At 52.7% G+C, this 12,155-nt stretch carries 10 protein-coding genes and 1 tRNA gene; 2 read left to right on the top strand and 9 right to left on the bottom strand.

All coding sequences use genetic code 11. From position 1 onward, the window contains the following. Positions 1 to 149: 149 nt before the first annotated feature. Both AC3B8H_RS13215 and AC3B8H_RS13220 read right to left on the bottom strand, forming a co-directional pair. The gene (locus tag AC3B8H_RS13215) at positions 150 to 878 is read right to left on the bottom strand and encodes a 16S rRNA (uracil(1498)-N(3))-methyltransferase (RefSeq protein ID WP_488442014.1); all 729 of its coding nucleotides are present in this window, start codon (positions 876 to 878) and stop codon (positions 150 to 152) included. Next, on the bottom strand, positions 878 to 2,242 hold the full coding sequence (locus AC3B8H_RS13220) for an adenosylmethionine--8-amino-7-oxononanoate transaminase (protein WP_488442015.1): 1,365 nt from the start codon (positions 2,240 to 2,242) through the stop codon (positions 878 to 880). The genes AC3B8H_RS13215 and AC3B8H_RS13220 overlap by 1 nt, the downstream gene beginning before the upstream one ends. A 314-nt stretch (positions 2,243 to 2,556) precedes the next feature. Between AC3B8H_RS13220 and AC3B8H_RS13225 the strand changes: the two genes are divergently transcribed. Continuing rightward, a complete protein-coding gene (locus AC3B8H_RS13225; RefSeq protein ID WP_488442016.1) occupies positions 2,557 to 4,542 on the top strand; it encodes a TonB-dependent receptor plug domain-containing protein in 1,986 nt (661 codons plus the stop codon). Between the two features lie 85 nt (positions 4,543 to 4,627). Here the strand turns inward: AC3B8H_RS13225 and ahcY are convergent, their stop codons facing one another. From ahcY to rpsU, 7 genes are all read right to left on the bottom strand, one after another. Next, a complete protein-coding gene (gene ahcY / locus AC3B8H_RS13230) occupies positions 4,628 to 5,920 on the bottom strand; it encodes an adenosylhomocysteinase (RefSeq protein WP_488442017.1) in 1,293 nt (430 codons plus the stop codon). Between the two features lie 14 nt (positions 5,921 to 5,934). After that, positions 5,935 to 7,095 carry a methionine adenosyltransferase gene (metK, locus tag AC3B8H_RS13235; RefSeq protein ID WP_488442018.1) on the bottom strand — a complete coding sequence of 387 codons (1,161 nt, stop codon included), beginning with the start codon at positions 7,093 to 7,095 and terminating at the stop codon, positions 5,935 to 5,937. 66 nt (positions 7,096 to 7,161) lie between these two features. Further along, a tRNA-Ile gene (locus tag AC3B8H_RS13240) sits at positions 7,162 to 7,238 on the bottom strand. A gap of 5 nt (positions 7,239 to 7,243) precedes the next feature. Continuing rightward, positions 7,244 to 9,055 carry an RNA polymerase sigma factor RpoD gene (rpoD, locus tag AC3B8H_RS13245; RefSeq protein ID WP_488442019.1) on the bottom strand — a complete coding sequence of 604 codons (1,812 nt, stop codon included), beginning with the start codon at positions 9,053 to 9,055 and terminating at the stop codon, positions 7,244 to 7,246. A 149-nt stretch (positions 9,056 to 9,204) separates the two neighbouring features. Further along, positions 9,205 to 10,923 carry a DNA primase gene (dnaG, locus tag AC3B8H_RS13250; protein WP_488442020.1) on the bottom strand — a complete coding sequence of 573 codons (1,719 nt, stop codon included), beginning with the start codon at positions 10,921 to 10,923 and terminating at the stop codon, positions 9,205 to 9,207. Positions 10,924 to 10,940: 17 nt separating this feature from the next. Then, entirely contained in the window at positions 10,941 to 11,390 is a 450-nt protein-coding gene (locus AC3B8H_RS13255) for a GatB/YqeY domain-containing protein (protein WP_488442021.1), read from the bottom strand. Between the two features lie 8 nt (positions 11,391 to 11,398). After that, positions 11,399 to 11,632: a 30S ribosomal protein S21 gene (rpsU, locus tag AC3B8H_RS13260; RefSeq protein ID WP_020483611.1), complete on the bottom strand. Its 234-nt coding sequence runs from the start codon at positions 11,630 to 11,632 to the stop codon at positions 11,399 to 11,401. Positions 11,633 to 11,734: 102 nt separating this feature from the next. On the opposite strand from rpsU, the gene AC3B8H_RS13265 reads away from it, so the two are divergent. After that, on the top strand, positions 11,735 to 12,155 hold a 421-nt coding region (locus AC3B8H_RS13265), incomplete at its 3' end, for a tRNA (adenosine(37)-N6)-threonylcarbamoyltransferase complex transferase subunit TsaD (protein ID WP_488442022.1).

A 12,155-nucleotide genomic window follows, 5' to 3' on the forward strand; every position in this document is an offset into this window, starting at 1 on the left:
CAGTAATACCAAAGTAATTTTACTAACCAATTTGGCGAGCGGCAGGACGTCACCCAACAGCAACAGAACACCGTAACCGATCAATCCGGCGACCACGACCAAAAATAATAACAAAGCTAGCGGCGCTAATAGCGCACTCACAGTCCGCATCAGCGAAAGTCTCCCCACAAGGCCTGCACAGCGGCCAACGCCGCCAGAACCGCAGTTTCGGTACGCAAAATCCGTCCGCCGATTTTGACCGGGACAAATCCGGCCGATTTGGCAAACGCCCTTTCCTGCTCGGAAAACCCACCCTCCGGACCGGACAGCAAAGTCAGAAAATCACCGGCCGGCCTCAGATCGGCCAAACTGAAATCAGCGTACGGGTCGAGGAATAGCCGTAACCCGGTTTGTGCCAACGTCCACGCTGGCAAGTCTGCTAAATCTTCCAATTCCGGCAAGATGGTTCGGCCCGATTGTTCGGCCGCATGTTGAATGATGCCTTGCCAGTGACTATGACGCTGTTGCTTTTTATCCTCGTCAAACTTAATCACGCAACGCTCCGTTACCAACGGCGTCAGCCTCGCCACCCCCAGTTCTACCGCCTTTTGGATTGCCCAATCCATGCGATCGCCACGCGACACCCCAATACCTAGCGAAACGCTAAGCGGCGACTCGACATTGCGCTCGATACGGCTTTCGACCCTTGCTCTAACGGCTTTACGACTAACTTCGTCCAAACGACAAAGATATTCTCCACCCAAGCCGTTGAATAATATGACTTCGTTATCCGGTTTCAGTCGCAGCACGCTACGCAAATAATGTGCGCGTGTCTCGTCAAGTTGGACGCGGGCTCCGACCTGCAACGACTGAGGAAAATAGAGACGAGATAGCCGCATTAGTCTTGTACCGCCAGTTGTATGCCCTGCCAGGCAACTTCGACCATCCATTCGATCTCCGCTGCGGTGATCACATACGGCGGCATGAAATAGATGACGTTTCCGAGAGGTCTAAGCAACACACCTTGAGCCAGCGCGTGCCGGTAGACCTTTAAACCTCGCCTTTGTTGCCACGGATAGGGCTCGCGCGTCCGCTGATCTTTCACCAACTCTATCGCCGCGATCAAACCAGTCTGGCGCACTTCGCCAACGTGGGGATGCGCTTTAAAGCGTTCCAGAGCTCCCGCCAATACCGCCGCCAGATGCCGATTGCTCGCCAACACGTCTTGTTGCTGAAAAATACCGATAGTCGCCAGAGCGGCCCGACAACCCAAGGCGTTTCCGGTATAACTATGCGAATGCAGGAATGCGTTCAGAGTTCGATAATCGTCGTAAAACGCCTGATACACGCAATCGGTGGTCAACACGGCGGACAACGGCAAATAGCCGCCGGTCAATCCTTTGGAAAGGCAAAGAAAATCCGGACTGATGCCAGCCTGCTCGCAAGCGAAAAGGGTGCCGGTGCGTCCGAAGCCAACCGCTATTTCGTCGGCGATCAAATGCACGTCGTAACGATCGCAAGCTTCGCGCAGCAATTTCAAATAAACCGGATCGTACATGCGCATATTGCCGGCACATTGCACCAAGGGTTCGACAATCACCGCGCTCACCGAATCGGCGTGTTCGGCTAGCGTTGCGTCCATGGCGTTGAAGCGACGAATGGAGTAATCCCGCCAACTCTCCCCAGGCTCGCGAAAATAGCAATCTGGCCCCGGCACGCTGATTACGTCCATTAATAGCGGCGCATAGGTTGCTTTGTACAAGGCAACATTGCCCACCGCTAAAGCACCAAGCGTTTCACCGTGATAACTGTTTTCCAGTGTAATGAAGCGGGTCTTTTGTGTCTTACCCAGGTTGCGCCAGTAGTGAAAACTCATTTTCAGCGCAATTTCGACGGCCGCCGAACCGCTATCGGCGTAGAAACACTTATTCAAGCCGGCCGGTGTAATTTCCACCAATTTTTCAGCAAGCTCGATCGCCGCCAGATGGCTGAATCCGCCAAGTATGACGTGCTCGAGCGTATCGAGTTGCTCTTTGACAGCCCGGTTAATGGTCGGATTGGCGTGACCAAACAGATTGACCCACCAGGAGCTGATCGCATCCAAATAACGGTTGCCATCGAAATCCTGCAGCCAGACGCCGTTACCGGACTTGATCGGGATCATCGGCAATGCCTCGCCCCCGCTTAATTCATAATCCTTCATCTGGCTGCACGGATGCCAAAGCACGGCCAAGTCCCGTTCGATTAAAGCGCGGTTGTTCAACAATATCTCGCAATGGAAGAGGGGTGACTTAACGGCGGTATTTTGCCATTTTTCACGGTTAGGCGGCCACCTTCGCCGCCTGGAACGAACGCTGGCTGCACCAGCAACCGGGCAAATTGGAAATACATCAATTCAAAACGGCTAGTTGCATTAAAATTCCTTCCAACCGCAGCTGAAAGACGAACATTCGAGCCCACCTCAACAAAACATGATAGATCGCCGAGAATTGGGGATTTTACACAAATATCGGTCTGCTACGAATTCCGCCACGACCGACGACGCGTTTGCTCCCGTCTTTCGCTACGGATGCTCGCATGCTTAGAATTTTGGCGGGAATGCTGCTAACCCTGCCGAGCCTCGCGGTAGCGGCGCCCGACCCTGGATCGGTCGATCCAACCGATCTTTCAGTAGAACAATTGCTGAACGTTCGCATTATCAAGGCACACAGGCTTGGCTCATCCGTGGCTCATGCTCCAACGTCTATTTCAATACTCACCGGAGAAGATATCCGGACGTTCGGCTGGAGAACCTTAGCCGAAGCCTTAAATAGCCTACGCGGCGTCTTTCTTAGCAACGACCGAAATTACACCTACCTAGGAATTCGCGGATTTGCCCGGAGCGGAGATTACAATTCCAGAGTCTTGCTGATGGTAGACGGTCAACGCATGAACGAAAATATCTACGATGGAGGCCTCATCGCTCAGGAATTCATGCTTGACATGGAGCTGATCGACCGCATCGAATACGTGCCGGGCTCCGGTTCGTCTATCTATGGCGCAAACGCCTTTCTAGGCATGATCAACGTTATTACCAAGACCGGCCAAGGGATAGACGGCACCCGAGCCGCCGGCCAAATAGAAAGTTTCGACACTTACAAGGGCAGAATTAGCTTCGGCAAGACCTTGGAAAACGGTGCCGATTTGGTCTTTTCCGCGTCGCATTACGATCGGGCAGGCGTCGACAATCTGTATTTTCCGGGATACGATACGCCCGAAACGAATAACGGCATTGCCCAAAACCTCGACACCGAAAAAGCCGACCGGCTGTTTGGCAAAATCGCTTACCATAATTGGACTTTGAGCGGAGGCTATGTAAGCCGCGGCAAACAAGTACCGACCGCCTCTTACGACGCCATTTTCAACGATCCTCAGTACTTCACGAACGACAAGCAATTCTTCACAAATCTCAAGTATCTAAGAGCGCTCGACACCCATAGTTCCGTTTCCGCGAAAGGTTATTTCCAGGGCTACGACTATTACGCGGATCAAGCTACCGGAACTGATAACGCCCGCGTCATCAATTACGACGAAGCCAGCGGTCGTTGGTTTGGCGGCGAAATACAGTTGACAACGACTGCATTTGATTCGCACAAACTGATTGCTGGTCTGGAATATCAATACGACCAACGCCAACGGCTAGTCAATTACGATAAAAATCCTTATTTCAGCTATGTAGACGGTCATCGTAACGGCCATCGGCTGGAGCTGTTCGTTCAAGATGACATAAAGCTGGATACGAATTGGATATTCAGCGCCGGACTGCGATTGGACTATCACCATATGTTGAAAAACTTGCAGATCAATCCCCGGCTTGGTCTGATTTGGACCCCCAGCGACAACGTCTCCGCCAAACTTTTGTACAGCTCGACATTTCGAGCTCCCAACGCCTGGGAGCGCGACTACAATGCCTTTGGCATTATCCCCAATCCCAGGATGCACGAAGAACAAATCAAGAGTTACGAAACAACTGTCGAATGGCGTTCCAATGATAATCTTCGGCTGCTGGGCTCGCTTTTTTTCAACGACATCTCCAATCTGTTGCAGGCTGCCCCAACGGGCGATATTGACGGAAATTACGCCGTCATGAACGTGGGCAAGTACCACGCCTATGGCGCAGAGTTCGAATTCGAAAAACGTTGGCGGAATGGCCGTTTGTTTAAGGCCTCCTACAGCTATAGCTGGCTGGAGGACCACAACGCCGGCGAAACCTGGAGCAACGATTCGCCGCAAAATCTGCTAAAACTGCATTTCGCGGAGCCTCTCTTCGATGACCGCTTGCGACTGGGGATTGAAAGCATATTCGTCGATCAACGTAAAATTTATTGGGGAACCAGTGCCCATGCTTACGAATTGGTCAATCTAAATCTTAGCTCGGATAAATTGATTCCGAGAACGGATGTTTCTTTCGGTGTTTACAACGTATTCGACACCCATTACGAAATGCTTGGCCCCGATCAACGTGCGAGCGTGCTGAAAATGAATGGCAGAGAATTTCGCCTAACAGTCGAAACTCGGTTTTGACCTGGGCCACAGGGAACTTACCGCATAATCAGACCCCATAAAAAAAGGGGCTTACGCCCCCTTTGTTAAATTACTATCCGGCTTTTTAATAGCGGTAGTGTTCCGGCTTATAAGGACCATCCACCGTGACATTGATATAGGCCGCCTGCTCCGCGGTTAATTTGGTCAATTTCACGCCGATTTGCGCCAAATGAAGGCTGGCGACTTTCTCGTCCAGCTTTTTAGGCAGCACATAGACTTTGTTTTCGTAGGCCGAAGCGTTACTCCATAACTCGATTTGCGCCAAAACCTGGTTACAAAACGAGTTGGACATGACAAAACTGGGGTGGCCGGTCGCGCAACCCAAATTCACCAGACGCCCTTCCGCTAACACGATAATACGCTTGCCGTCAGGAAAAATGACGTGATCGACTTGCGGTTTGATATTTTCCCAGGGATATTGGCGCAACGAAGCGATATCGATCTCGGAATCGAAGTGGCCGATATTGCAGACGATGGCCTGATCGCGCATCGCCTTCATGTGTTCATGGGTAATCACATGCACGTTGCCGGTCGCGGTGACGAAAATATTCGCCAGGGAGGCAGCCTCATCCATCGTGACAACGCGGTAACCCTCCATCGCCGCCTGCAGCGCGCAAATCGGATCGATTTCGGTGATCAAGACGGTAGCACCCAAGCCACGCAAGGACTGCGCGCAACCCTTACCGACATCGCCATAACCGCAAACTACCGCGATCTTGCCGGCCACCATCACGTCGGTCGCGCGCTTGATGCCGTCAACCAGCGATTCGCGGCAACCGTACAGGTTGTCGAATTTGGATTTGGTGACCGAATCGTTGACGTTAAACGCCGGCACCTTTAACGAACCCTTGGCGACTCGCTCGGTCAGCCGCAATACGCCGGTCGTGGTTTCTTCCGACAAGCCTTTGACGCCGGCCATCAATTCTGGAAATTTGTCGTGCATCATGTTGGTGAGGTCGCCGCCGTCATCCAATATCATGTTCGGCCGCCAGCCGTTGGGCCCCAGAATCGTTTGTTCGATGCACCATTCGGCTTCGGCTTCGGTCTCGCCCTTCCAGGCGAACACCGGAATGCCGGCCGCCGCGATCGCAGCAGCTGCGTGATCCTGAGTCGAAAAGATATTGCACGAGGACCAGCGAATTTCGGCACCCAGCGCGGTCAAGGTTTCGATCAGCACCGCCGTTTGAATCGTCATGTGCAAACAACCGGCGATACGCGCGCCTTTCAACGGTTGCGACGCGCCATATTCGGCGCGCAGGGCCATCAAACCCGGCATTTCGGTTTCCGCGATTTTGATTTCCTTACGGCCCCAGTCCGCCAGGGCCATATCGGCGACTTTGTAATCGTTTTGCGTCATGCTTATCTCCTTGATTAAACGCCGGCCGCATCTTTCAATGCTTCGGCCTTGTCGGTTTTTTCCCAACTGAAACTAGCTTCGTTGCGGCCGAAATGGCCGTAAGACGCCGTGGGACGATAGATCGGTTTCAACAATCCCAATTGGGCAATCAAACCTTTCGGACGCAAGTCAAAGTGCTCGCGGACGATTTTGACCAGGCGCTCTTCTTCGATTTTGCCGGTACCAAAGGTTTCAACGGTGATCGAGGTTGGCTCCGCAACGCCAATTGCGTAGGAAACCTGAATCTCGCAACGCTCGGCAAGACCCGCGGCAACGATATTTTTAGCGACGTAACGCGCCATATAGGCCGCGGAACGGTCAACCTTGGACGGATCCTTGCCGGAAAACGCGCCGCCGCCATGACGCGCCATGCCGCCATAGGTATCAACGATAATTTTCCGACCGGTCAAACCGCAGTCGCCGACCGGACCGCCAATGACAAATTGACCGGTCGGGTTAATGAAGTATTTGGTGTCTTTATGCAACCATTCTTTTGGCAAGGTTGGCAGGATGATTTCATCCATCACTGCTTCTTCCAACAATTTCCCACCAATTGCCGGCGAGTGCTGGGTCGACAACACCACGGCATCGATAGCTACCGGCTTATTATTCTCGTAACGGAACGTAACCTGACTTTTCGCGTCCGGACGCAACCAAGGCAAGGTCTGGTTTTTGCGAACTTGGGCTTGGCGCTCCACCAAACGGTGCGCATAGGTAATTGGCGCGGGCATCAGCACATCGGTTTCATTGCTGGCATAGCCAAACATTAATCCTTGGTCGCCGGCACCTTGTTCATGATTTTCCGATTCATCAACACCCATCGCAATATCGGCGGACTGTTTACCGATGGCATTCAATACCGCGCAGCTATTGCCATCGAAACCGATATCGCCGTGGTCGTAACCGATTTCGCAAACCACCTTTCTGACCAACTCTTCGGTATCGACCCAAGCACTGGTAGTCACCTCGCCGGCCAATACAACCATTCCGGTTTTCACCAGGGTTTCACAAGCCACCCTGGCCCTAGGGTCCTGAGCCAGAATCGCGTCGACTATGGCATCGGATATTTGATCGGCGACTTTGTCGGGATGACCTTCCGATACCGATTCGGAGGTAAAGAGATAGCTTTTGTTCACGGTGATGGACCTCGCAATAAACGTGGCGGATATAGAAAAGGCCGCGAGAACGGCCTAGGGAATCAATGGTGGGCCCTGTAGGACTTGAACCTACGACCTGCCGATTATGAGTCGGAAGCTCTGACCAACTGAGCTAAGGGCCCCGGTATTATTCATCAAGGAAACAGCGAAGTTGTTCCGAGCGGGACGGGTGACGCAGCTTTCTGAGCGCTTTCGCTTCGATCTGCCGAATCCGTTCGCGGGTAACGTCGAACTGCTTACCGACTTCTTCTAACGTATGGTCGGTATTCATGTTAATGCCGAAACGCATGCGCAGAACTTTCGCCTCCCTTGCCGTCAATCCAGCCAGTACATTCTGGGTAGACTCGCGAAGGCCGGCGATTGTAGCAGATTCTATCGGCGATAACATCTTAGAATCCTCGATAAAATCCCCCAGATGAGAATCCTCGTCGTCGCCGATCGGAGTTTCCATGGAAATCGGCTCCTTGGCTATTTTCAGAACCTTACGAATTTTGTCTTCCGGCATTTCCATGCGCTCGGCGAGCTCTTCCGGGGTGGCCTCCCGCCCCAATTCCTGCAAGATTTGTCTCGAAACCCGATTCAGCTTATTGATGGTCTCGATCATATGCACCGGAATTCGGATTGTCCGAGCCTGGTCGGCGATGGAACGCGTAATCGCTTGGCGTATCCACCAAGTCGCATAGGTGGAAAACTTATATCCGCGACGATATTCGAACTTGTCGACGGCCTTCATCAAACCGATGTTGCCCTCCTGAATCAAATCCAGGAACTGCAAGCCACGATTGGTATATTTTTTGGCTATCGAAATCACCAAGCGCAAGTTCGCCTCGATCATTTCCTTTTTGGCGCGCCGGGCTTTTGCCTCGCCCAACGAGATATTCCGGCAAATGTTTTTTAACACCGAGATACTCAAGCCATACCGCGCCTCGATATCGGCCAATTTTTGCTGCACGGCGACAACATGATCGCGATGTTCGCTTAAAACGCCGGCATAGGCTGGATGCTGCTCGACGTAGTGGTCCAACCAAGCAACATTGGCTTCATTTTCAGCAAACGCATTGATAAAGTCCTTGCGCGGCACTTTCGCTTTCTTTACAAAGACTTCCAGCACCGCTTTCTCTTCCTCCCGAATTTGAGCTATCAGCTCTTCGGAAACAGAGACCATTTTTTTCATATATTGCGGAGTCCATTTGAACTCGCAAAAAATCTCATCCAATGCGTCGAAAAGCTTCTCGGTTTTATCATGCCCGTAACCGTGTTTTTTTATCGAGGCGGTTACTGACTTAAGAGCCTTTCTAAGCTGATCGACTTTTTCCTTAACTTCGTCGTAATCAATGACCTTGGACTCCTCTTCCGCTTCTTCAGTCGGCGCGTCAATATCGACAGCCTCGACTTCGATCTCCGCCTCGATTTCCGAAAGATCAACAAAGCCGGTTACTAGATCACCCAATCGCACGCCAGATTCTTCGTCCTTGACCGAATCAAACGCTTCAATAAACGACTCAACGATAAAACCGGAGCGAGAGATGGCCCCGACAACTTGCCGCTGGCCTTCTTCTATTCGCTTGGCTATTTTTAATTCTTCCTCACGGGTTAACAGCTCAACAGAACCCATTTCACGCATGTACAGGCGAACCGGATCCGTGGTTCTTCCGAATTCACTATCCACCGAGGCCAATGCCGCAACCTCGGCCACTTCCTCGTCGTCGTCTGCGGTGACAACCGCGTCCGAGGCAATCAACGAATCATCATCGTCTGGCGCAACCTCATAAACTTGAATGCCCATGTCGTTGATCATGCCGATAATATCGTCGATCTGCTCGGGATCAATGATGTCGCTGGGCAGGTGGTCATTGACCTCCGCATAGGTCAAATAGCCTTGCGCCTTGCCTTTCGCGATCAGTTGTTTAAGTTGAGATTGCTGTTGTTCTTGATTCATTCTTCACTCACAATACGTTTTCAGCACCAAGCGCCGCAGAACCGGTAATTATATCCTGAAAGCCTGCCACGGTCACCCCCTATAAAACCACTCCCCGACCCGATCTTAAGCACCACAGCCTGCCATACGATTTAGGTTTTCGTAGAGAATTAACCTTCCCGCAACAGACCGCGCAATCGCTCTCTCTCGGCCTCACTCAAACCCTCTCGGCTCTCCTTTTCAATCAGCCGATTCAGCAATAGAGTCCTCCCTTGTTTCACGAGCTGATGCAGCGCCCCCTCGAACTCGGCCAATTCGCCACCCTCAGGCAAACCCAAATCGACAACCCCGAGGGCACCGACAATTTTTTCCTGATCAGTATCCCGGTATCGCTCAATTAAAATGGCGCTGTTTCCGGGTTTTTCAAGCGCAATCGTCGCCAATAGATCCCGCAACAAATCCGCGCCCGGAAAATCCAACCCATTCAACGACTCATCCGGAATCTCGGCAACCCTAGCGACGCTTGGATATTGCAGCAATAACGCAATCACCTTGCGCGCCAAACTCATTTGCTTACCCCCGTCCCGCCGCACGGGATTGGGCATCATCGCTTTAAGTGTAGCCGCGTTTTCAACAAGCTCCACCGAGGACAATTCGCGCAACCTAGCCAACATCATATCCTTGAAAAATCCCGGCTGCACCTTGTCGATTAAAGGCTTAGCCTTGCTAACCAAACCCGAACGACCTTCAACGGTTGCTAAATTGAATCCGTCGGCGACATTTTCGAACAAGTAGTCGGAGAGGACTTGCGCCGCCGCAATTCGTTCCATGAATCTGGATAAATTTTCAGCCCTGATCAACGAGTCCGGATCATGCCCCTGGGGCAATAACATAATTTTAACCTGCCTCCCGTCCCGCAAGCACGGCAAGACCGCCTCAACAGCCTTCCAAGCCGCCTGACGCCCGGCGTTGTCGCCGTCAAAGCAAAAGACCAATTCGGACGTGTACCGAAATAACAAATCGACATGCGCCTTAGATAGCGCCGTTCCTAGCGCGGCCACGGAATTCGCCACACCGAACTGAGTAAGCGCTATCACATCCATGTAGCCTTCAACCACAAGGATCCGCTCCGGCTTACCGTTCTCGCTTAACAGCTCGCAGAGCCCATAGAGCTCCCTACCCTTGGAGAACACGGGCGTTTCCGGCGAATTCAAATATTTGGGCAGACTATCATCCAAAACCCGTCCACCGAACCCGATCACGCGCTTACGCTTGTCGCGAATAGGGAACATCAGCCGCCCCCTGAAACGATCATAAGCCTTACCATCGTCCTTGACGACCAACATACCCGCTTCGATCAAGGCTTCGCGAGGGAGCCGCCCGATCAACGCATCCCAGCGATCCGGCGCGTATCCAAGCATGAACTTCCTCGCCACATCGTCGCTAACTCCTCGAGTCCGCAGGTACTCGACAGCCCGGCCCGCCTCCGGACTCTTACGCAACTGCTCGACGTAAAACCCGGCGACTTTTTCGAGCACCTCGTAAACGGAAGCAAGATTGCGGGACTTCACCACATCGGAAGACTGAAGCTCACGCGGCACCTCGACACCTGCAAATGCCGCCAAATCCTCGACCGCCTCAACGAAGCCGAGATGACTGAAATCCATCAAAAAACTGATGGCATTGCCGCTGGCGCCACAACCGAAGCAATGATAAATCTGCCGATTGCGGTTAACTGAAAAACTGGGAGTCTTCTCGGTGTGGAACGGACAACGGGCAACGAAATTCGCGCCCGTTTTCTTGAGGGGAACATGGGAGTCTATCAGGTCGACGATATCAACCCTGACCAATAAATCATCGATAAACTGGCGGGGTATCCTGCCGGACATAGTACCGCCGCAAAAGGTTACGCAGTCAGCCGAGCCTTAATTCTCGCGCTGACCTGAGCCATGTCGGCACGTCCTTGCATTTTCGGCTTGAGTACGTTCATCACCGCGCCCATGTCCTTAATGGCTGTGGCGCCGGTTTCGGCGATCGCACCGGCGACCAACGCATCGATTTCGTCGTCAGTTAAAGGCTGAGGCAAGAAATCCTGGATAACCAGCACTTCGGCTTCCTCGATTTCCGCCAGATCGGTGCGCCCGGCATCGCGAAATTGCCGAATCGACTCGCGCCGCTGCTTGAGCATCTTATCGAGCACGATCAGCACCCGATCATCGCCCAACTCAACACGCTCGTCGACTTCAACCTGCTTGATCGCCGCCATAATCAGACGAATCACGCCCAACCTAGCTTTATCGCCGCCTTTCATCGCGGCTTTCATCTCTTCCTTGATACGTTCTTTTAAGCCATCCATGACCGGGCTTAAATTTGCGGACGACCGCGACGCAAGTTTTTCAGAGCGTAACGCTCACGAGCCAGCTTTTTCAAATGCCGTTTTACCGCGGCTGCGCCTTTGCGCTTGCGCTCGGTTGTCGGTTTTTCGTAGAACTCGCGGCGACGAACCTCGGCCAGAACGCCGGCTTTTTCACAAGCTCGCTTGAAACGGCGAATTGCGATATCGAAGTGTTCGTTCTCTTTAACTTTTACTGAAGGCATTAGCAATAATCCGAATTATGTTAGTATCTGTTGGAAATCCAGGGCAAGCTACCCATGTGAAACGTTCGATTATACCGACAATTTCCATTTCTACAAAAACTAATGTATGTTCTAGGGATAGAAACCTCTTGCGACGAAACGGCGGTCGCCGTTTACCACTCGACTCAAGGCTTGATCGCCCACACCTTGCACAGCCAAATTCCGACCCACCGCGAATACGGCGGCGTCGTTCCTGAGCTGGCCTCCAGAGACCATATCCGCAAGCTGGTGCCGCTGATTAAGCGAGTATTGACAAGGGCCGGCTTGACAGCGGATTCAATTAACGGCATTGCCTACACAGCCGGCCCCGGCCTGATGGGTGCTTTGCTGATCGGCGCCGCTACCGCGCGCAGCCTGGCTTGGACATGGGGGATTCCCGCCATCGCCGTCCACCACATGGAAGGCCATCTGCTGGCCCCAATGCTGGAAGCGGAACCCCCTGAATTTCCGTTCGTCGCGCTGTTGATTTCCGGCGGCCACACTC

The organism is Methylomonas sp. BG-2 (genome assembly GCF_057766305.1).

Excerpts from the sequence above, each read along its gene's own strand:
- AC3B8H_RS13215 (WP_488442014.1), bottom strand. The coding sequence starts at position 878 with ATGCGGCTATCTCGTCTCTATTTTCCTCAGTCGTTGCAGGTCGGAGCC.
- AC3B8H_RS13225 (WP_488442016.1), top strand. The coding sequence starts at position 2,557 with ATGCTTAGAATTTTGGCGGGAATGCTGCTAACCCTGCCGAGCCTCGCG.
- rpsU (WP_020483611.1), bottom strand. The coding sequence starts at position 11,632 with ATGCCTTCAGTAAAAGTTAAAGAGAACGAACACTTCGATATCGCAATT.
- AC3B8H_RS13255 (WP_488442021.1), bottom strand. The coding sequence starts at position 11,390 with ATGGATGGCTTAAAAGAACGTATCAAGGAAGAGATGAAAGCCGCGATG.
- ahcY (WP_488442017.1), bottom strand. The coding sequence starts at position 5,920 with ATGACGCAAAACGATTACAAAGTCGCCGATATGGCCCTGGCGGACTGG.
- dnaG (WP_488442020.1), bottom strand. The coding sequence starts at position 10,923 with ATGTCCGGCAGGATACCCCGCCAGTTTATCGATGATTTATTGGTCAGG.
- rpoD (WP_488442019.1), bottom strand. The coding sequence starts at position 9,055 with ATGAATCAAGAACAACAGCAATCTCAACTTAAACAACTGATCGCGAAA.